Source organism: Mucilaginibacter limnophilus, from assembly GCF_004005815.1.
GTDB classification, from domain to species: domain Bacteria; phylum Bacteroidota; class Bacteroidia; order Sphingobacteriales; family Sphingobacteriaceae; genus Mucilaginibacter; species Mucilaginibacter limnophilus.
Genome location: NZ_SACK01000010.1, coordinates 40,125 through 58,999, shown reverse-complemented (window position 1 = coordinate 58,999; position 18,875 = coordinate 40,125). Strand labels below are relative to the sequence as shown.

At 41.8% G+C, this 18,875-nt stretch carries 19 protein-coding genes; 9 read left to right on the top strand and 10 right to left on the bottom strand.

Annotation, left to right across the window (positions count from 1 at the left end; translation table 11 throughout):
• Positions 1–40 precede the first annotated feature (40 nt).
• Entirely contained in the window at positions 41–1,036 is a 996-nt protein-coding gene (trpS, locus tag EOD41_RS18395; RefSeq protein ID WP_127707700.1) for a tryptophan--tRNA ligase, read from the bottom strand.
• A gap of 38 nt (positions 1,037–1,074) precedes the next feature.
• On the opposite strand from trpS, the gene EOD41_RS18390 reads away from it, so the two are divergent.
• The 3 genes from EOD41_RS18390 to EOD41_RS18380 all read left to right on the top strand — a co-directional run bounded on the left by EOD41_RS18390 (position 1,075) and on the right by EOD41_RS18380 (position 3,074).
• A complete protein-coding gene (locus tag EOD41_RS18390) occupies positions 1,075–1,806 on the top strand; it encodes a lysophospholipid acyltransferase family protein (RefSeq protein WP_127707698.1) in 732 nt (243 codons plus the stop codon).
• Positions 1,803–2,090 (top strand): Asp-tRNA(Asn)/Glu-tRNA(Gln) amidotransferase subunit GatC, encoded by a 288-nt coding sequence (gatC, locus tag EOD41_RS18385; protein ID WP_127707696.1) that lies wholly within the window; start codon positions 1,803–1,805, stop codon positions 2,088–2,090. Before EOD41_RS18390 ends, gatC begins: the two co-directional genes overlap by 4 nt.
• Before the next feature lie 228 nt (positions 2,091–2,318).
• Positions 2,319–3,074, top strand: coding sequence for an ABC transporter ATP-binding protein (locus EOD41_RS18380; protein ID WP_127707693.1), 756 nt, complete (start codon positions 2,319–2,321; stop codon positions 3,072–3,074).
• A gap of 390 nt (positions 3,075–3,464) precedes the next feature.
• Here the strand turns inward: EOD41_RS18380 and EOD41_RS18375 are convergent, their stop codons facing one another.
• The 3 genes from EOD41_RS18375 to EOD41_RS18365 form a co-directional block, all read right to left on the bottom strand.
• Positions 3,465–4,718 carry a hypothetical protein gene (locus EOD41_RS18375; protein WP_127707691.1) on the bottom strand — a complete coding sequence of 418 codons (1,254 nt, stop codon included), beginning with the start codon at positions 4,716–4,718 and terminating at the stop codon, positions 3,465–3,467.
• 333 nt (positions 4,719–5,051) lie between these two features.
• Complete coding sequence (locus EOD41_RS18370; protein WP_127707689.1) at positions 5,052–5,543, bottom strand: hypothetical protein; 492 nt, start codon at positions 5,541–5,543, stop codon at positions 5,052–5,054.
• Between the two features lie 27 nt (positions 5,544–5,570).
• Positions 5,571–6,074 carry a hypothetical protein gene (locus EOD41_RS18365; protein WP_127707687.1) on the bottom strand — a complete coding sequence of 168 codons (504 nt, stop codon included), beginning with the start codon at positions 6,072–6,074 and terminating at the stop codon, positions 5,571–5,573.
• A 208-nt stretch (positions 6,075–6,282) separates the two neighbouring features.
• On the opposite strand from EOD41_RS18365, the gene EOD41_RS18360 reads away from it, so the two are divergent.
• The 3 genes from EOD41_RS18360 to EOD41_RS18350 all read left to right on the top strand — a co-directional run bounded on the left by EOD41_RS18360 (position 6,283) and on the right by EOD41_RS18350 (position 9,241).
• Positions 6,283–7,593: an aspartate kinase gene (locus EOD41_RS18360; protein WP_127707685.1), complete on the top strand. Its 1,311-nt coding sequence runs from the start codon at positions 6,283–6,285 to the stop codon at positions 7,591–7,593.
• 143 nt (positions 7,594–7,736) lie between these two features.
• Positions 7,737–8,951: a diaminopimelate decarboxylase gene (gene lysA, locus EOD41_RS18355; protein WP_127707683.1), complete on the top strand. Its 1,215-nt coding sequence runs from the start codon at positions 7,737–7,739 to the stop codon at positions 8,949–8,951.
• 98 nt (positions 8,952–9,049) lie between these two features.
• Complete coding sequence (locus EOD41_RS18350) at positions 9,050–9,241, top strand: cold-shock protein (RefSeq protein WP_127707681.1); 192 nt, start codon at positions 9,050–9,052, stop codon at positions 9,239–9,241.
• A 74-nt stretch (positions 9,242–9,315) separates the two neighbouring features.
• Here the strand turns inward: EOD41_RS18350 and EOD41_RS18345 are convergent, their stop codons facing one another.
• Positions 9,316–10,125, bottom strand: coding sequence for a DUF4249 domain-containing protein (locus tag EOD41_RS18345; RefSeq protein ID WP_127707679.1), 810 nt, complete (start codon positions 10,123–10,125; stop codon positions 9,316–9,318).
• Positions 10,126–10,129: 4 nt separating this feature from the next.
• A complete protein-coding gene (locus tag EOD41_RS18340) occupies positions 10,130–12,460 on the bottom strand; it encodes a TonB-dependent receptor (protein WP_127707677.1) in 2,331 nt (776 codons plus the stop codon).
• A 149-nt stretch (positions 12,461–12,609) separates the two neighbouring features.
• On the opposite strand from EOD41_RS18340, the gene EOD41_RS18335 reads away from it, so the two are divergent.
• Positions 12,610–12,834, top strand: coding sequence for a hypothetical protein (locus EOD41_RS18335; protein WP_127707675.1), 225 nt, complete (start codon positions 12,610–12,612; stop codon positions 12,832–12,834).
• A 113-nt stretch (positions 12,835–12,947) separates the two neighbouring features.
• On the opposite strand, the gene EOD41_RS18330 is transcribed toward EOD41_RS18335, so the two are convergent.
• Positions 12,948–13,316, bottom strand: coding sequence for a VOC family protein (locus EOD41_RS18330; RefSeq protein ID WP_127707673.1), 369 nt, complete (start codon positions 13,314–13,316; stop codon positions 12,948–12,950).
• A 206-nt stretch (positions 13,317–13,522) separates the two neighbouring features.
• Between EOD41_RS18330 and EOD41_RS18325 the strand changes: the two genes are divergently transcribed.
• Positions 13,523–14,164 (top strand): NAD(P)-dependent oxidoreductase, encoded by a 642-nt coding sequence (locus EOD41_RS18325; protein ID WP_127707671.1) that lies wholly within the window; start codon positions 13,523–13,525, stop codon positions 14,162–14,164.
• Positions 14,165–14,256: 92 nt separating this feature from the next.
• On the top strand, positions 14,257–14,622 hold the full coding sequence (locus EOD41_RS18320) for a YtxH domain-containing protein (protein ID WP_127707669.1): 366 nt from the start codon (positions 14,257–14,259) through the stop codon (positions 14,620–14,622).
• Positions 14,623–14,720: 98 nt separating this feature from the next.
• On the opposite strand, the gene EOD41_RS18315 is transcribed toward EOD41_RS18320, so the two are convergent.
• The 3 genes from EOD41_RS18315 to EOD41_RS18305 all read right to left on the bottom strand — a co-directional run bounded on the left by EOD41_RS18315 (position 14,721) and on the right by EOD41_RS18305 (position 18,672).
• A complete protein-coding gene (locus EOD41_RS18315) occupies positions 14,721–16,592 on the bottom strand; it encodes a M1 family metallopeptidase (protein WP_127707667.1) in 1,872 nt (623 codons plus the stop codon).
• A gap of 77 nt (positions 16,593–16,669) precedes the next feature.
• On the bottom strand, positions 16,670–17,173 hold the full coding sequence (locus tag EOD41_RS18310) for a DUF892 family protein (RefSeq protein WP_127707665.1): 504 nt from the start codon (positions 17,171–17,173) through the stop codon (positions 16,670–16,672).
• Between the two features lie 164 nt (positions 17,174–17,337).
• Positions 17,338–18,672: a sensor histidine kinase gene (locus tag EOD41_RS18305; RefSeq protein WP_127707663.1), complete on the bottom strand. Its 1,335-nt coding sequence runs from the start codon at positions 18,670–18,672 to the stop codon at positions 17,338–17,340.
• Between the last annotated feature and the right edge of the window lie 203 nt (positions 18,673–18,875).

The following is an 18,875-nucleotide window of genomic DNA, read 5'->3' as shown; positions in this document are numbered from 1 at the left end:
AATATACACCATGAACGATGAACTATCAACTATAAGCCAATCAAAAACTCCTGAACCCGATGATCTCCCTTACTTCCCTCAGCGTTTTCGACGCGCTTTCCCGGGCTTTTTCAGCACCCAGTTTAGCTACTTTACGCAGGTATTCGGCATCGTTGGCAATGTCGTTTATCCGGTCGCGGATAGGGGCCGTGGCGATGATCATGTCTTCGGCAAGTTGTTTTTTAAGATCGCCGTAACGTACCTGCATGGTGTTGTAAAGGTTATCGAAGTGTGCTACGGTATCTTCTGACGATACCACCTTCATTAAATCGAACAGATTTTGTATCTCCTGGGGTTTGGTCTGGTTTTCCGTAGTCGGGCCGCTATCAGTAACGGCGCGCATTACTTTTTTGCGGATCACTTCAGGACTATCAGCTAAAAAGATGGCGTTGCCTTCACCTTCCGATTTTCCCATCTTGCCTTTACCATCAAGCCCCGGAATTTTTACCAGGCTTTCGCCGTAACTAAATGCATACGGTTCAGGGAAATATTCATGGTTATACAATCGGTTAAAACGGTTGCCGAAAGTGCGGGCCATTTCCAGGTGTTGTTCCTGGTCTTTACCAACAGGTACTTTGGTAGCTTTATGAATAATGATATCGGCAGCCATTAAAACCGGGTAAGTAAGCAGGCCGGCGTTTACGTTCTCAGGATTTGCGCGCACTTTATCTTTAAAAGATGTGCTGCGCTCAAGTTCGCCCAGGTATGCGTTCATGTTCAGGTACAGGTAAAGCTCTGATATTTCCGGAACGTCGCTTTGTACATATATGGTGGCCTTTTCAGGGTCGATACCCGCGGCAAGATATTCAATAAGCACCTGCTTTACATTGTTGTGCAGGTTGGCAGGAGTAGGATGTGTGGTAAGCGAATGCAGGTCGGCTATAAAAAAGTAGCAGTTATACTCATGCTGCATTTTTATAAAGTTTTGTATAGCGCCATAATAATTCCCCAAGTGCAAATTTCCGGTCGACCGGATACCACTAACAACTGTTTCCATAGGGGCGAAAGTAAGTATTTTTTATATTTTTGGTGCCGATGAAATTGATATTGAAAAAGGTCCACACCCAGATTTACAGGTATAGCGTCGGTCTTTTTTACTTCATTTTCTGGCCGTTTTTGTATTACTATTCGCGTAACCCTGGTCGTTACAAAAGCATGAACAAGGTACGCCGGGTATGGGGCTTTATTAGTTCAATGGTGGCCGGTATTACATATAATATTGACTACGAACAGCGTATCGACTGGAGCAAAGCCTACATAATTTGCCCAAACCATACTTCAAACCTCGATATAACCGCCATGAGTCTTGCCATTAAGAATAATATCTGCTTTATGGGTAAGGACGAACTGCTTGACGGTGTAGTAACACGCCTGTTCTTTCAAACGGTAGACATTCCGGTGAACCGTGAAAGCAAAATGTCTTCGTTCAGGGCGTTCAAGGCTGCTTCAGAGAGGTTGCAGCAGGGCATGACGATGGTGATCTTCCCCGAAGGTACCATTCCTGATATTTATCCGCCCGAACTGATTGCCTTTAAAAACGGGCCATTTCGCATGGCTATTGAACATAAAATACCTGTAATTCCCGTTACATCATTGAATACCTGGCAAATTTTGTGGGACGATGGCAAGAAACTTGGCAGCAAACCGGGTGTTTGTAATATATTTGTACATAAGCCTGTTGAAACAGCACATTTAACACTTGATGATGCCGAAGCCTTGCGCGAGCAGGTGTATAATATCATCAACCAAAAACTACAACAAGCATGACCATTGATAAAGAAACCGTTGACAAGATAGCACATCTGGCCCGGCTTGAACTTGCTGAAGACGAAAAGCAGGAAATGATAAAGGACATGAGCCGGATACTCGACTTTATGGACAAGCTGAACGAGGTGGATACCACCGGTGTTGAGCCGCTTGTGTACATGACAACCGAGGATAACGTATTACGCGAGGATGTTGTTAAGCACGATATTACTACTGAAGAAGCGCTGCTGAACGCTCCTAAACATGACGGCAGCCATATTTTGGTAGCCAAGGTGATTCCTTGAGTTCGGATTTCGATTTTCGATTTCGAAATGAAAGTTTACTAAATAATGTCATTTCGATGAAGAATGAGGAGAAATCTTTTGAGATATACATATTTGTTCAGGCGCTTTCAAAAGATTTCTCCCTGCGGTCGAAATGACAACGTATCAATAATTCAACAATCCAACTTCCGAAAGTAAAATAGACTTGTAACATTTTATCCATTATTACAGTCAAAGCCTTAAAATTACATGGAGCCACTTATTACCGAAAAATATAACGCAGTTCAGCCACTAATTACCGTTAAAGATATAGGCCGTAAATATGTGATAGGCGCCGAAGTAATTCACGCTATAAAATCGGTATCACTTACTATAAACAAAGGTGAATTTGTGGCGCTGATGGGTCCGTCGGGGTCAGGTAAATCAACACTGATGAATATTTTGGGGTGTTTGGATACGCCTTCAAAAGGTCAATATATACTTAACGGTATTGATGTTAGCCGCATGAGCGACGACGAACTCGCCGAAGTAAGGAATAAAGAAATTGGCTTTGTTTTTCAAACATTTAACCTGCTGCCACGCAACACCTCGCTTGATAATGTTGCACTGCCGTTAGTGTATGCCGGTATAAGTAAAGATGAACGCAGCGCCAGGGCAAAAAAGGCGTTAGAGAACGTAGGTTTAGGCAACAGGATCAGTCATAAACCAAATGAGCTTTCGGGCGGGCAGCGCCAGCGTGTGGCCGTGGCCAGGGCGCTTATCAATAACCCATCCATTATTCTGGCAGACGAACCTACCGGTAACCTGGACACTAAAACCTCTATCGAAATAATGGGGCTCATAGAAGATATTCACGCCAGGGGCAACACCATTATACTGGTAACCCACGAAGAGGATATTGCCCAGCATGCCCATCGCATTGTGCGTATGCGTGACGGCTTGATTGAAAAGGATTATCTAAATACGGATATTCACACTGTGAGCAGAGATACAGCGAACTTATAATTGTTTATATTGCTTCGTATTGCTTATACTTTTCTTTTGAGATGAGCACATAGGTATCTTTCAAACAATGCGCGCAAAAGAATCTGCGTATTGGTAAAAAAAACAAAACGTTTTTCAGCAATCCGCCGGGTCTTTCAAAGTGATACGGAGTTCCGCACCTGTGGCATTTTAAATATGGCTTTTTCATTTTGGTAAAATATGTCTATCGATAGCATGTAAATTTGATAGAATTTTAAATTAACGTCAATATAATGGCAATATTATAAATGTCGTTATAGCAAGTACGCTTAAACAGCCCGATTGGTTTCTTGTGTTAATAAATAAAAAGAATAATCAAAAGGGCAGGATGTTCATCCTGCCCTTTGTGATATATCAATAGTGAATTAGTTATTACCAGGTTTGGCTTACACTGGTAATGTTTGACTCAAAGTCGGTTAACGGTATACGTATAAATTTAGGCCGGTAGCCATCGGCAGGTACCTGCAAATTCAAAGGCCAGCAGGTGCCCGTGCAATTGCCATTTACGTTGTATGAAACTAAAAGCCCGCCGCTTGAAAATTGAGGGTGTGCCTGGGTGTCATAAGTTTTCATATACGGATCGCTCGGGCCGGTTGCGCCTGGCAATTTATCGGTTATGGTGTAAAGCGTTTTATTAAAGTTGAACGGACCGGTTAAAGCCGCCGCACAACCATAAAGATTTATATTACGTCCGGTTCCGCAGCCAAGAGTTATCTCTTGATTGATAAGTGCATACCTGTCGGCATTAGCAGAGTTTTTAAACTTAACAATACTTACATGGTTTGATAAACCGCTTGCTATGGCGGTTGCATTGGTTACACCGGATACAAAGGATGAGCCGTTCCAATATGTCCAGGTGCCGGTAATATTTGTTTTACTGGCTTTGGCTACATAAAGAGAACTTGAACCTAAATAACCACCACCTTTAGTTCCATAAATATAAACATCATTGCCTGATACTATACACCACATTCCCCAAACCACTCCTGTACTGCCACTGCTGTTATTAAGTTTAGTAACTGTAATTGCACCTCCTGATGCAACGTTATAAGCAAATGAGGCTACATAATTATAACCGGTAGCAAAAGCCATTTGGTTATCGTAGCCATTTACAAAAGCATAAACAGTATTATTATTCTCAAAGCCGTGGCCAGGCCATAATCTTAACGTGTCTCCCGGAATATAAAGTAAGGGCTGTCCGTTCTCAGGAAATTTGAAACGTGTACGTGCGTTACCCGAACCACCACCGGTAGATGTTGTAAAACTGTTAATACTGCCGCTTTGAAGCATCATGCCATTAAAAACATCAAACATGCAGTTTCTTGTGTCAGGCTCATTAGCGGTATTTATACCATCAAGATGACTGTCGCCAAATAGCCAGATGCTATGTGTATAAGAGGTAGTACCATCTTTGGTTACAGGTATTGAAATTGTAGCGTCACCGGCTGTCCATCCGCTGGTCCTGCGAAAGTAGCCTGTCCATGTACCGTCAGATGAAGCTGTCATTACACCTTTCGGCCTGTTGGCGGTGCCATCATTTTGTTTGGTTAGCTTTTCAGTTTTTTGACATGAGGCCAGCCCGATAACTGCCATCATGCACAATGGTAAAAAATGTGCTTTTTTCATAAAATTGGTTTGTTGGTTAGTTTAATTTATTGGTTTATTGATTTATTGATATATCCATATTTGGGCGCAGCAATACGCTTAAGCTATAAACGTCTGTACAAGCAATGATTGGTTTAATAACACAAGTGCGCTATTATGCCGGGAAACAGAAAATAGTTTATTAAACGGGTTTGTTTTAATTGGTTATCTCAAATATATACATGTATTTATGTATATACATAATATTTTCGTTGGATAAAATGTAATTGCTTGTTTTTCAATAACAAAATTTTGCCTATAAACAAGAAATGCCGTCATTTAACGGCATTTCTTGTTTACTAATTTTGCTATTATTTAGATTATTTCATCTGTAGTCAACTTATTAAGTACAATTTTTAATGCCTTTTTAAACACATCTAAGTCAGTGCCATAGCTACCTGATTCTGTAGATACTTCACTTTTCCAGACATTTTTTTTGGTTTGGCCATCAATTAGTGTCAGCTCATAGGTGCCTACGCTATAACCGGCAACCGTTTGCCTTATCAGTAAAACCGCATCAGGCTCATAACTGCTAATTTTTTTGTTGATATCAGTCTCTGTATCAAGCGAAAGTGGATCACGCATATAAAAATCTGCTTGTATCCCTTTGTTTATAAACTCTCTTTGCAATCCCCCCGATAAAAAGTTGCAAAAACTGCTTCCTTCTTTGGCGCAATCAGACATTATGAAAATTTTTCTCGGTTTTTTTGTGTAATCTGCCTGTTTGTTTGATGATATTTTAACTGTTCCGCATGCCTGAAAAATCAGCATGAATCCTAAGATAAGAAGGTATAGGTTTTTAATCATATCAGTTATTTGATGAAATTTGTAAACTTATATAACTAGTTTGTCTTGTTGCATTTTTTGCATAAGTGTTTTAACTGCCTTTGACGCAGTTTCAGGCATTGTAAAGGGGCCTGTAACATCTAAAACGCCTTTCCAAACTTGTTTTTTTGTCTCCTTATCAACCAGTCCAACCTCAAATACACCGGCTCCTGCGCCACCGTTCATCATTGTAACACGTGTTTGTTTTATAATTAAAAGCGCTTCGGGATCATAACCATTAATTCTTTTCTCAATATCTTCATTACTATCAAGCGAAAGCGGATCATACTGATGTCCGTTGTTTTCGATTCCTTTTGCCATTAAAGCTTTTTGAAGGCTGTTGATAAAATTTGCGGTAAATTTTTTTGACTCGCTACCGGCGTTTACTATAAAGTAAACTTTTTTGGGCTGACGTGTGTACGTAGCTTGCTTATTGGATTGAATGTTTGCGCTAATACAAGCCTGTAGACATAAAACGATGACGGTGCATGCCAGGAGTAGAATTTTTTTCATGTGAAAAGTTCAGTTTAATTAGTGCTTAAAAATATGAAAAAATTTGATAGTGGTTCGGTTTGGACGATAACAAATTATAATAATAGTCATGCTTAACATATAAAATAAAATTTGACCATACGTAGCTATAACTGGCTAAAAATCCTATTTTTAGCGCCGCAAAAAATATTGAGAAAGTATATCAATATTGTAGTTAAACAGAGGATAAATGAAAGTTTTAAAATTCGGCGGAACATCAGTAGGCAGCCCCGAGCGTATGAAAAAGCTGCTTGATATCATTGATGCGTCGCAAAGGCAAATTGTAGTGCTGTCTGCAGTATCGGGCACTACCAACAGTTTAGTAGAGATATCTCAGGCTTACCTTGCAGGCGATAAGGCCAAGGCCACAGGTTTAGTTACCGCGCTTAAGGATAAGTACGAGGTGTTCATAAAGGAACTGTTTGCCAAGCCCGAATTTTTATCACAAGGTAAAGAAGTGATCGACTATCATTTTAACCTGCTTAGCGGCCTGGCTAACGATTTGTTCACCAACGTTGAAGAAAAGATCATTCTTGCACAAGGAGAGTTGTTATCAACCACACTATATCATGTTTATTTGAAGGAGATTGGCGTACCATCGGTACTGCTGCCTGCTTTAGACTTTATGAAAATAGATGAGGATAACGAGCCGGTGGTTGATCACATTACCTCGCATCTTACGCCGCTATTGGAAAAACATCCTGACAACAACCTGTTCATCACACAAGGCTACATATGTCGTAACAGCTTTGGCGAGATAGACAACCTGCGCCGTGGAGGAAGCGACTATACCGCTTCATTAATAGGTGCGGGCATCCGTAGCGAAGAGGTGCAGATATGGACTGATATCGATGGCATGCACAATAATGACCCACGTATTGTAAAAGGTACGCAGCCTATAGCGCAATTATCGTTTGACGAAGCTGCCGAGCTGGCTTACTTTGGCGCCAAAATATTGCACCCGCAAAGCGTGTTCCCCGCACAAAAATATAAGATACCGGTACGATTGTTAAATACAATGGACCCGCAGGCAAAGGGCACGCTTATCACTAATGACAGCGAGAAGAACAAGATAAAATCTATCGCCGCTAAAGACGATATCACAGCTATAAAGATACAGTCGAGCCGTATGCTGCTGGCTTATGGTTTCCTGCGCAGGGTATTTGAGGTTTTCGAGCGTTTTAAAACCTCTATTGATATGATTACTACTTCGGAAGTAGCGGTATCATTAACAATCGACGATACAACTTATATTGATGATATTAAAAATGAACTGAATACCTTTGGTTCAGTTGAAATTGAAAGCAACCATACTATTGTGTGTGTGGTAGGTGATTTCAGCGCCGATCAGCATGGTTATGCCGCCCGTGTACTCGAAGCGGTAAAACATATTCCGGTGAGGATGATATCATATGGCGGAAGCAACAACAACTTGTCGCTGCTGGTGAAAACTGAGTACAAAACTGAAGCGCTGAGAAGTTTGCACAGCAGGTTGTTTTGAGGGTGATATAATTTTCCGTTAGGGACACACTACCACGTCATTGCGAGGAACGAAGCAATCTCTAAATATGCAAATCTGCATAAAAAGTTTAGAGATTGCTTCGTTCCTCGCAATGACGTAATTAATAAATATCTATTGCCACAATGTTCAATAACAATACCATATCAAAATTTCAGCAGTTAGAAACACCATTCTATTACTATAACCTCGACTTGCTGCGTCAAACGCTTGAGGCATGTCGTGAAGCATCGTCAAAATATGGCTTTCACGTGCATTATGCCATGAAGGCGAACTTTAATCCAAAGGTGTTGCAGGGTATACAGAGCTACGGCTTTGGCGCCGATTGTGTAAGTGGTAACGAGGTACTGGCCGCCGTAAAATATGGTTTCGATAAAGGTAAGGTAGTTTTCGCCGGTGTAGGAAAGTCGGACAAGGAAATAAACGCTGCGCTCGACGCTGATATTTTCTGTTTCAATGTGGAATCGGTGCAGGAACTGGAGGTGATCAATGAACTGGCGGCTGCAAAAAACAAAACAGCCCGTGTAGCCATCCGTATCAACCCGAATGTTGATGCGCATACCCATCATTACATCACTACCGGTTTAGACGAAAATAAGTTCGGTATAAATACCTGGCAGCTGAATGATGTTGCCGAAACGTTGCGCAAAAGTGCCAATCTGCAATTTGTTGGCATACACTTTCATGTGGGTTCGCAAATAACCGATATGGAAGTTTTTAAAAGCCTTTGCATACGCATAAATGAAATGCAGCTTTGGTTTGAAGAGCGTGGTTTTAAAGTAAAAGTGATCAACGCAGGCGGGGGCTTTGGCGTAGACTATTACAATCCTGATACCAACAACATAGCCGACTTTGACAGTTACTTTAAGGTGTTTAAAGACTTTTTGCAGGTTAAACCCGGTCAGGAGGTGCACTTTGAATTGGGGCGTGTGCTGGTAGCGCAATCGGCATCGCTTATTTCAAGGGTGCTGTATGTAAAAAACGGACTGAAAAAGAATTTCCTGATATTGGATGCCGGCATGACAGAGCTTATCCGCCCAATGCTGTACCAGGCGTATCACCAGATAGAGAATTTAAGCAGACAGTCGGAAAGTCCGGAAGTCGGAAAGTCCGAAAGTTTGGATGTGGGTTCTCAAATCTCAGATCTCAAATCTCAAATCACCAAATACGACGTTGTAGGCCCTATATGCGAGAGTACCGACTGCTTCCGTAAGGATGTAGAGCTGCCGCAATCGTTTCGCGGCGACCTGATAGCTGTGCGTACCGCAGGTGCTTACGGCGAGGTAATGGCATCAAGCTACAACCTGCGCGATGATGTACAAAGCGTATATTCTGAGTAATTACCGGGTAAATTTAACCGGATACCGAACAGGTAAAAAATAAATTTGCCTGTTTGCGGATTATTATACCTACCTTGCCGCCTTTAATAAATAATAACATGCAACAAGGAACAGTTAAATTTTTCAATGTAACAAAAGGTTTTGGTTTTATCACTCCATCAAACGGTGGCCAGGACGTGTTTGTACATTCAACAGGCTTGATCGACGAGATCCGCGAAAACGACTCAGTAGAGTTTGAAGTGGAAAGCGGCAGAAAAGGCCCTAACGCGGTAAAGGTTAAAGTATTATAATATAATATACCATTAAACGTACAAAGTCCCGGCAATTTGCCGGGACTTTTTTATTTTATGTGTTCAATAAAAGACTATTTTACTGTAAGGCTTTCCATTCTGAGCGTGTGTGCGCTAAAATAGCCTAATGCGCCGCCACTTATGTTTGATGGTGGATTTCCGGGCGTAACGCCGCCACCGGGACCGTTCTGGCTTTGATCGGCAAGGGTTAGCCAATATTTAAATACAGGCCTGTCGATACACTGCATCTGCACCTGTACAACGTCACCTTCATTTATTTCCTCGTTATCCTCATCATCCTGGTAAAAAAGCTGTTCTTTTATGTCGTTACCATCCGTCAGGCGGTCGTCATTGGCATACACCCGTTTAGTAAGCTTGCCATTTACATACAGCTGGTAACGGTATTGGTTTTGTACGCCTTTGGGATCTTTAAAATAGGCAGCTACCACCTTGCGCTCTTCATTGCCGAAAGTGAGCAAAGTTATACCAATCGAATCGAGTTGCACAGGCTGCGGCATGGTTGATTTGGCGATATATTCCTTACCATCAACTTTAACATTCATGGTGTAGGTTTCTCCCGGATGCCCCTCTATCCTGAAATAATATTCGCCCGGTACATCACGCTGCTGCGGATGCCAGGTAAAGCCTGCCTTATCAGTAACGATAATTTCAGCATCGGTAACGGCAGGGTACGAGTTCGGGTCGGTATAGGATACCGAGCGGGTAACTTTGATCATACCGTCTGTGTCCCCATCCCTGATATTACCTTCAATAACCAGCTGGCTTGGAGATTCTTTAATATCCACATCAATCACTTTCTCGCAGGATGAAAAGAAAAATGATCCTGCAGCGGCTAAACTTAAATATGTAATTCTCTTCAACATTGCATTAAAAACTAAAATTCCAGGTAACTGAAGGTATTATGCCGAATAAGGCTATCTGTACAGCCTCAGTACGGGTTGGGTCGTTCTCTTTATCCCTGAACTGTATGGCGTACGGATTTTTGCGGTTAAGCGCGTTATATATGCTTATAGACCAGCTCGACTTAAACTTCTTGGTCTCCTTTGCCTTTATGGTAGCGCTAATATCCAGCCTTTCGGTATGCGGCATCCGGTTGGCGTTACGGTCGGTATAATAGTAGGTGGTTAGCCCGCCCACATTATATTTACCTGCGGGATAAGTAACCGCGTTACCGGTATTGTAAATATAATTTGCGGATAACGACCAGCGTTTGTTCAGGTTAAATATTCCTACCAGCGCAAGGTCGTGCGTACGGTCTTGCCGGGCAGGGTAATAACTGCCATTGTTAATGCCGTCAAACTGACGCTCGGTTTTTGACAGCGTATAGCTAATCCAGCCGGTAAGCCTGCCTTTGGTTTTCTTGGCATAAAGTTCCAAGCCATAAGCACGGCCTTTGCCATACAACAGTTCCGATTCAACATTGGCATTGGCGATAAGCTGCGCCCCGTTTTTATAGTCTATCTGGTTCTGCATCCATTTGTAATACAGCTCTGCCGAAAACTCAAATGTGTTGTTGTCGGCATTTTTGAAGTAGCCAGCGGCTACCTGGTCGGCAATTTCAGGCTTTATATTGTTGCTGCTCATCACATACTGGTCGGTAGGTGAGCTGGTATTGGCGTTTGTGAGGATGTGTATGTTTTGGGTATTGCGGTTATACGATGCCTTAATTGAGTTCTCGTCATTTAGATTATAGCTTGCCGAAAAACGTGGCTCGGGGTAGAAATAACTTTTTACAAACTGCCCGCTTCTGTAGTTTTTTGATGAAGTAACCTCGCCGTCGGCATCATAAGTATTGAATGTTCCAGGTCCTAAAAGTGAGAAGCCGCTCATCCGCAGGCCGTATAAAAAGCTCAACCTGTCGGTTACCTTCCATTCGTCAGATATATAAGCCGCAATTTCAAGCCCGTAGCGGTTATCAATGCTTAATGGGTTAAAGCTCGATTTACCGTCAGTAGTAATGTCTGACGGTGCTATGCGGTGATGCGTAGCCTGCGCGCCAAAACGTACAGTATGCTTGTCGCTGAAGTATTGCAGGTCTTCCTTTAGGTTAAAATCACGTATCAGCGAAGTGGCGGTTACATTGTTGTCCTCGTCAAGCAGGCTAATGCTATAATTGTATTTATTGAATATGAATGACGTGTTCGAGAACAAGCGGTTATTAAACACATGATTCAGGCGCACGGTAAGTGTGGTATTACCCCAGTCGTTAGCAAAAAGATTTTTGATGCCGATGTTGTCCCGGCCAAAATATCCCGACAGGTAAATGGTATTTTTATCGTCAAACTTATAATTTGCCTTGGCATTGATATCATAAAAATTAAGCGTGTTGCCTTTAATAGCGCTGTCTGGCGAGGCTTGCAGCAGAAGGTCGATATAAGTACGCCTTGCGCTTAGCATAAACGATCCGCGGTTTTTCACTATCGGGCCTTCAACCTTTATCCGTGACGCGATAAGGCCGATACCGCCTTCAACACCAAATTCTTTGTTGTTGCCATCCTGCATTTTTACATCTAAAACCGACGATAAACGTCCGCCATATTGCGCGGGCATACCGCCTTTATATAAGCCGACATCCTTAATAGCATCAGCATTGAATGTACTGAAGAAGCCAAGCAGGTGCGATGAATTATATACCACAGCCTCGTCAAGCAGTATCAGGTTTTGATCGGCAGCGCCTCCGCGAACAAAGAAACCTGTGGTGCCTTCGCCGCCTGATTTTACCCCCGGTAAAAGTTGGATGGTCTTCAGAACATCTTTCTCACCAAAGATTACGGGTATGTTGTCCAGATCCTTCATGTTCAGCTTATCCAAACCCATTTGCGGACTGCGCACATTTTCGTCTTTACGGTCGGTAGCGGTAATCACCACTTCCTGCAACTCGCTGCCGCCTTGCAGTTCAATGTTCAGTTTAATATCACCGTTTAGGGTAATGTTTTTGGTGTATGTTTGATAGCCTGTGAAGCTAACAGTCACCGTATAATCGCCGGCGGTATTTGTAAGCGAATAAAAACCGTAAGCGTTGGCCGCCCCGGCCGATTGTCCACCTGCACCTTGTATGCGAACGGTAGCGCCTATAAGCGTTTCACCGCTGGCGGCGTCACGTATGGTGCCGCTTACCGTGTATCGGTTTTGCGCAAAAGCTGATGAAATAAACAGTGATAATAGTAACAGGAGAGGGTAGAAATGTCTTTTTTGCATCGGCAGCAAAAGTAAAAATTTAAAAGTGTCTGTAATGTTAATTAACGTAATCGCACTAATTCACCCGCTCTGACGCCAGTTATAACGTATTGTTACAACTTTTATGCGTACAATGTGAACAAATTCGCAATTACACAAGTTATTTAGTTATGAGTTCGGCATTTGTAAAAGAAGGAGAGTATCAGCGACTGGAAGATGTATCGCCAACGCTGAACGCGCTGATGGTTTATTTAACGCGCGAAAATAATGGCATACGTGTGTACGAAAAGCGTAATTATTATCATCAAAAACAAGGGCGTGATGTTTATGAAATGACCGACGGGCTCAGCTATGCCCGTAATGATGAGGGCAGGTGGTATATTGTGTGGGATTGAAAGACTCATTTCTACGAGGAACGAGGAGAAATCTTCTGCGCTATGCATGATGCATACTATATAATAAAGATATCTCACTGCGTTCGATATGACATGGAAAGGCGAGGCTAATACTACTTCGTCTCCTCAGTTGGTTCCCAAAGTTCAATTTTGTTATCTTCCGGATCGTATACCCAGGCAAACTTACCAATCTCGTCGTTATGGCGGCTTTCGTCAATTTTTACGCCTGCCGCTTTTAACTCTTCAAGCAGTGCATCAAGATCTGTAACCCTGAAGTTCAGCATAAACTGTTGTTCCGGGCGACCAAAATATGTTGTGTCATGTTTAAAAGGCGCAAATACGGTGGTTCCTTCCTGCTGCCGCCATACTGTTCCGCTTTGCATAGAGTTGATGCCAAAATGATCTTCATACCATTTAGCTAATGCCTTGCTGTCTTTTGATCTGAAAAAGAAACCGCCGAAACCTGTAATTTTACTTGCCATAAGTTGTAAAGAGTGTTTTAACAAATGTAATTGATATAAGGCACAATGAAACATTGATTTGCATGTTTCCTGAATCCGTTTTACCTTTACAACATCTTACTGTCTTTGTAAATATTCCCTTCAACGCTTCCATAGTAAAAACTGTGGTTGCTCTTTGTGCGCACCTTGCGCTCATAATCCTTATTTTTTTTTTATAAAGACATCAAATGCAAAGTTATAAAACTATTGCCGTTATTGGCGGCACCGGCAAAGCCGGGAAATATGTTGTAAAACAACTTTTAACTAAAAGATACCATTTAAAATTACTTGTACACCAATCTGCTTCGAAATATGCAAACCATGCGTTAGTGCAAATAATTAAAGGCGATGTAAGAAACCCGGAAACTTTGCGGCAATTATTTACGGGTTGCAATGCTGTTGTAAGTATGTTAGGGCAGCCTAAAAACGAAACTGACCCTGTTTTTGCTAAAGCCGCTGAAAACATTATTGCTGTTATGGACGAACTACATATCAATAGATACATCGCGGTTACAGGATTAAGTATCGATGTGCCCGGCGATAATAAAAGCGAATATAACAGGCAGCTATCGCAATGGGTTAAGGCTAATTATCCCGCCATATTTGAAAGTAAGCAGAAGGAGTATGAGTTACTTGCCGCAAGTAACCTTAACTGGACGTTATTGCGTGTGCCTGTTATCCGCGAGACGGATGAACAAGGAGAAATTGCCGTACACCTGTACGATTGCCCGGGTATGTCTATCAGCGCAGCTGACCTTGGTAATTTTATAAAAAAAGAATTTGAAGGCAACGTTTATTTAAAGCAAGCTCCGTTTGTAGCCAATGCATAATTAGGCGTATTAATTTATTTGAAAATAATCTAAACCAGTGATATAGAGTTTTGTTACTCTAACTGAAACATCTATTAAACAAAAGGAAAGACATGAAAGATCAATCGAAAATAGTTGCCGCACTTTTAATAGGTGCGGCAGCGGGCGCCGCGGCGGCTTTATTATTTGCCCCTGACAGCGGTAAGGCAACAAGAGATGAAATTGCTGATTATTTCAGCGACCTGCTTGAAACTACTAAAGAGAAAGCAAGCTCAGTAGCATCAAACGTTAAGGATTACGGCAGCGGCCTGGTTGACAAGGCTAAGTCAAAATTCCAAAATGCAGCTGAAAATGCTTCAGATTATACTGATACGCTGGTTGATACAGCTAAATCAAAAGCAAGTGACGCAGTTGATCAGGCTAAATCAGCAGCGAAAGACACCGCTAACAACTGGAACGGTGCTGTACAAAACGCATAATTAATAACACACATTAATAAAAAACCCGGATGCAAGTCCGGGTTTTTGTTTATAAAAGCTTACTGAAAATACTTTCGCCGCGCTCGATGCACCTTGTTTTAAAGCTTAAAAGTATTGTCGTTTTCATTAGCATCCATAAAAATGCCGCCATCAAGAGTAACGCTTTGTATAGCTTTAGCATTTTTAATGCTGAAAGTAGCCTGCCTGGTATTACCTTGCCAAATGGCCGGTGTATGGTGTATAGTACCTGTTGACCCATCGGTATAAGTAATCTTTATATCAAACGGAACGGCGAAACCGCCCACGTTATCTATTTCCATTTTATAGCCTTCACCAATTTTGCTCACACTTTTTAGCGCCAGGTCGATATACGAATTAGTATAGAACCAGTTGTTAAAGAACCAGGTAAGATCCTGACCGCTTACGCTGCTCATGCTGTTGAAGTAATCCCATGGTATGGGGTGCTTGCCATTCCAACGGTCCATGTAACCATGCAGCGCTTTCTTAAACAGTTCGTCGCCAAGGAGGTCTTTTAACGCCAGGTAGCTTAATGATGGCTTGCCATAAGCGTTAATGCCATAACCGCTGCGCAGTTCGCTTGTTGGCGTTATCAATTGCTGGTCGAGGTGTGTGGCAGGATTGTTTATCCAACCTTTCACGCGGAAGTTTTTATACAAGCCTTCTGCTTTTTCCTTACCAAATGTGGCGGTGCCAATCAGTAACTCGAATGTAGTTGCCCATCCTTCGTCCATAAAGGCGTATCGGGTTTCGTTAATGCCCATATAAAAAGGGAACCAGGTATGTGCTATCTCATGGTCTTGCACAAACTGCGTGAATTGCGGGTCGTCGTTATGGCTGTCATTACACATCATAGGGTATTCCATATCAGCAAAACCCATAACTGTTGTCATTTTAGGGAACGGATAGGGTACGCCGGGCCAATTGTGCGATAGCCAGCCAAGGCTGTTACGGCCAAACTGTACTGCACGGTGAAAATCTTTGGCCGAATCAGCAAAGGCCGCCTGCATGCTGGCGCGGCGTTTGGTTTTCGGGTCAACAATAACGCTGGCGCCATCCCAAACATAATGGTCGCTAAGCGCAACGGCCACATCGCTGATGTTGGTTGATGTCCATGTCCAGGTGTTCAGGTCTTTTTGTGCGGTAACCTTTTTGGCGGCCATGTCTTGCGCGGTGGCAATGTGTATGGTCGAGTCGCTTTTGTATGATTTTTCCAAACGTTTGGCATACTCGGGCTGCAATACTTCTTTGGTATTTTGCAGTGTGCCGGTAGCCCAAACTACATAATTTTTAGGCGCTCGTACGTTTAAAGTGTAGTCGTTAAAGTCGTTATAAAACTCTTGCGCGTCGTTAAACTCCAGCATATCCCAGCCATTGTAATCGTCATAAACAGATACACGCGGGTAAAAATATGCTAAAAAATAAGTGGTTGAATCAAGCATACCTTCGCGGTTGCTTTCAAGCGAGATTTGATAATGCCAGTCTATATCCAGTTTTACCGAATCTTTTGGCAGCAACGGCTTGCTTAACCTAACCATGCGGTTGGTGCCGGGAGCTTCGTTATTCCATTTAACGGGTTGTCCGCCTGCTATAAACTTGTCTATCTGCAAGCCCTCGGTTAAATACTCCTTGCCTGATGCATAAAACCTCGCTGCACCCGGCTTATGAATATTCAAAATCAATTTCATGTTTAACGCCTTAAGCGTATCAGGGCTGTTATTAAAATAAGTAATTGTTTCGGTACCGGTAATGTTGCGGTTTGGTGGCTGTGCAGTTACGGTAATATTATACTTAGCATGATTTTGCCAGTAGTTTTTGCCTGGTTTACCGTCTGCCGAGCGGGTACCTTTTTTAAAAGCGTTGGTAATATCACGCGGCATATACAGGTTTTGCGCGTGCGCAGGCATAAAAGCAGCTATTAATAGCGCTGCTGCCAATAATTTTTTAAACATAATGAGGCGGAGTGTTAATACGCGGCAAATTAATAATTTAAATGATGATAAATAATATGCGAAAATCACTTTTTGGCTTAGCCGATATACTCGGCAGTAATGAGTTGAAAAAGATGCGCGTTATCCGCCGACTCATCGCAGCATTCTACTAATAGTTGTCCAACTTTATCGTAGTTAAGTAATATAGCCAGTCTTTTAAGCATATTGCAGGCGGTAATGTTAATATGCTCAAGCATTTGTATGTAAAGTGTAATATCGGTATCGGTAATTATCGGTAGGTCCTGCTGGTCATCAAGACAAAAGTTATCACGTACTATTGATTTCAGCGGATTGCAATTCTCATCTGATGGTGCTTCATCCAGTAGCTTATATATTTCGTGCATCCTTGTTATCTGCTTTTTCAAATCGTCGCTAAACTCTTGCAAGCCGAGTTTTAATGCTTTAAAAGATGCTTTGTTAATAAGATTGTTAATATGCGCGTTGATATAACATTTGCCGAAATACAGCCGGTTAAGATTGTGTACAAACACATGTTTTAGCATATCCTCGTTAAGAGAATTACGCAGTGGGTTGGTTTCCATAAAAATTAATCAATAGGGTTCAGCAGGGTAGCAAATCCATATAAAATTATATATAGAAATTGATGTTACAGTATTTTTAAAGCATAAAGTGTAAACATTTAGCCAAACGCAAAATGCTTATACTATAGAAAAACTTTTTTACTGATTTTTTAAGGTTTTTGTTGCTAATTGATGCTGATTTTTTTCATCTCATCAAGCAGCTTGGTATCGCCTTTGTATAATTTCAGGCTAAGATAGAAAGATGTACCCTCGCCGGCTGTGCTTTCGAACCAGATACGGCCATTTTGCAGTTCTGTAAACTCTTTACAAAGCATCAGTCCCAGCCCTACACCTTTTTCTTTTTTTGTACCAAAAGTGGAGTTTGCCTTAAGCGAAAACATTTGGCGCTGTTGCTCTGCGGGAATACCTATGCCATTGTCTTTAATTGAAATTCGGCATTCATTATCATTACATAATTCTGATGCTATGGTGATTTGTCCGCCTGGGTTAGTAAATTTTATAGCATTGTTTACCAGGTTGCGCACAATAAGCTGCAGCATATCGGGGTCGGCAATTACCGGCGAAGTATTTTTTAGTTCGTTGGTTAATTGAATGCCTTTCTCGTGCGCCACATTTTTTTGAACCTGCAGGGTAGTATCCAGTACTTCTGATAATCTTACCGCCGCCAGATTAACATTTACGCCTTCCATTTGTGATTTGGTCCACATCAGCAAATTCGACAACATTTGCTGGGTGTTTTGTGTGGTTTTAAGGAGGTCTCTGTTTATGGAAAGCCTTTCTTCTTCGTCCAGGCGGTACTCGTCGAGGATCTCCAAATAGTTTTGAATAGAGCTTAACGGGGAACGCAGATCGTGCGCCAGTATTGAAAAGAGTTTGTTCTTGGTTATGTTTGCCTGTTCAAGTTCGGCGGCCTTTTGTTCAACCTGATTTTTTTCAGACTGGTAGCTTCGCCTTATGTAAGTAGTAACAAGTGATATAATGAGCGCTACAACAATATAGGTGTACATTACATCAACATAGCGTCCGGTTTTGCTGGGATAAGTGTATGGTACACTCTCAGGATATAAATACTGATACAAAAGCAGCCCTATTACCAGTAAAATATTAAGGCTAATCCAATACCAGTACTGCTTTTGTGGTACTACCGATATATTTATAAAGCACGAAAGCATAAATATTAGCAGTGTTGGCCCATCAATACCTGAATTGTAAAAGTAATTAACCACTACCAGCAGGTTGCTGAGGATATTGTATAAAATAATACTAACGCCGAACCTGTCGCGAAAACGGGAATAGTAATAGGCAGTGCCAACAAAAAACAGGCCGGCAGCCATAAGCCAGGATAACAAGCTGACACCAATGAATTTATTAAGAAAAATATTGGAAAAAAGCGCCAGCAACGTAACCAGGCATACCGCATGAAATATGCGCGACTCAAGCTTGAATGTTGATCGCCCGCCCAGCAGGTAAGTATAAGCTGAGACTATATTATCCTTCATCGGTTAATAAAAAATGGAAGTCAGACAATCAATGGTGGCAACAGAAAAACTTTAAAGCATTTAAATAATGCAATATCGTAAATATACATTTTACAGGTGTTTTTTAACAAATTTAATACAACTAATAATTAAAAATTTATAATAAAACCTTGCCTTTATTCTCAATCCGCCTGAACGCAGCCTATATCTATGTAATAGATTGT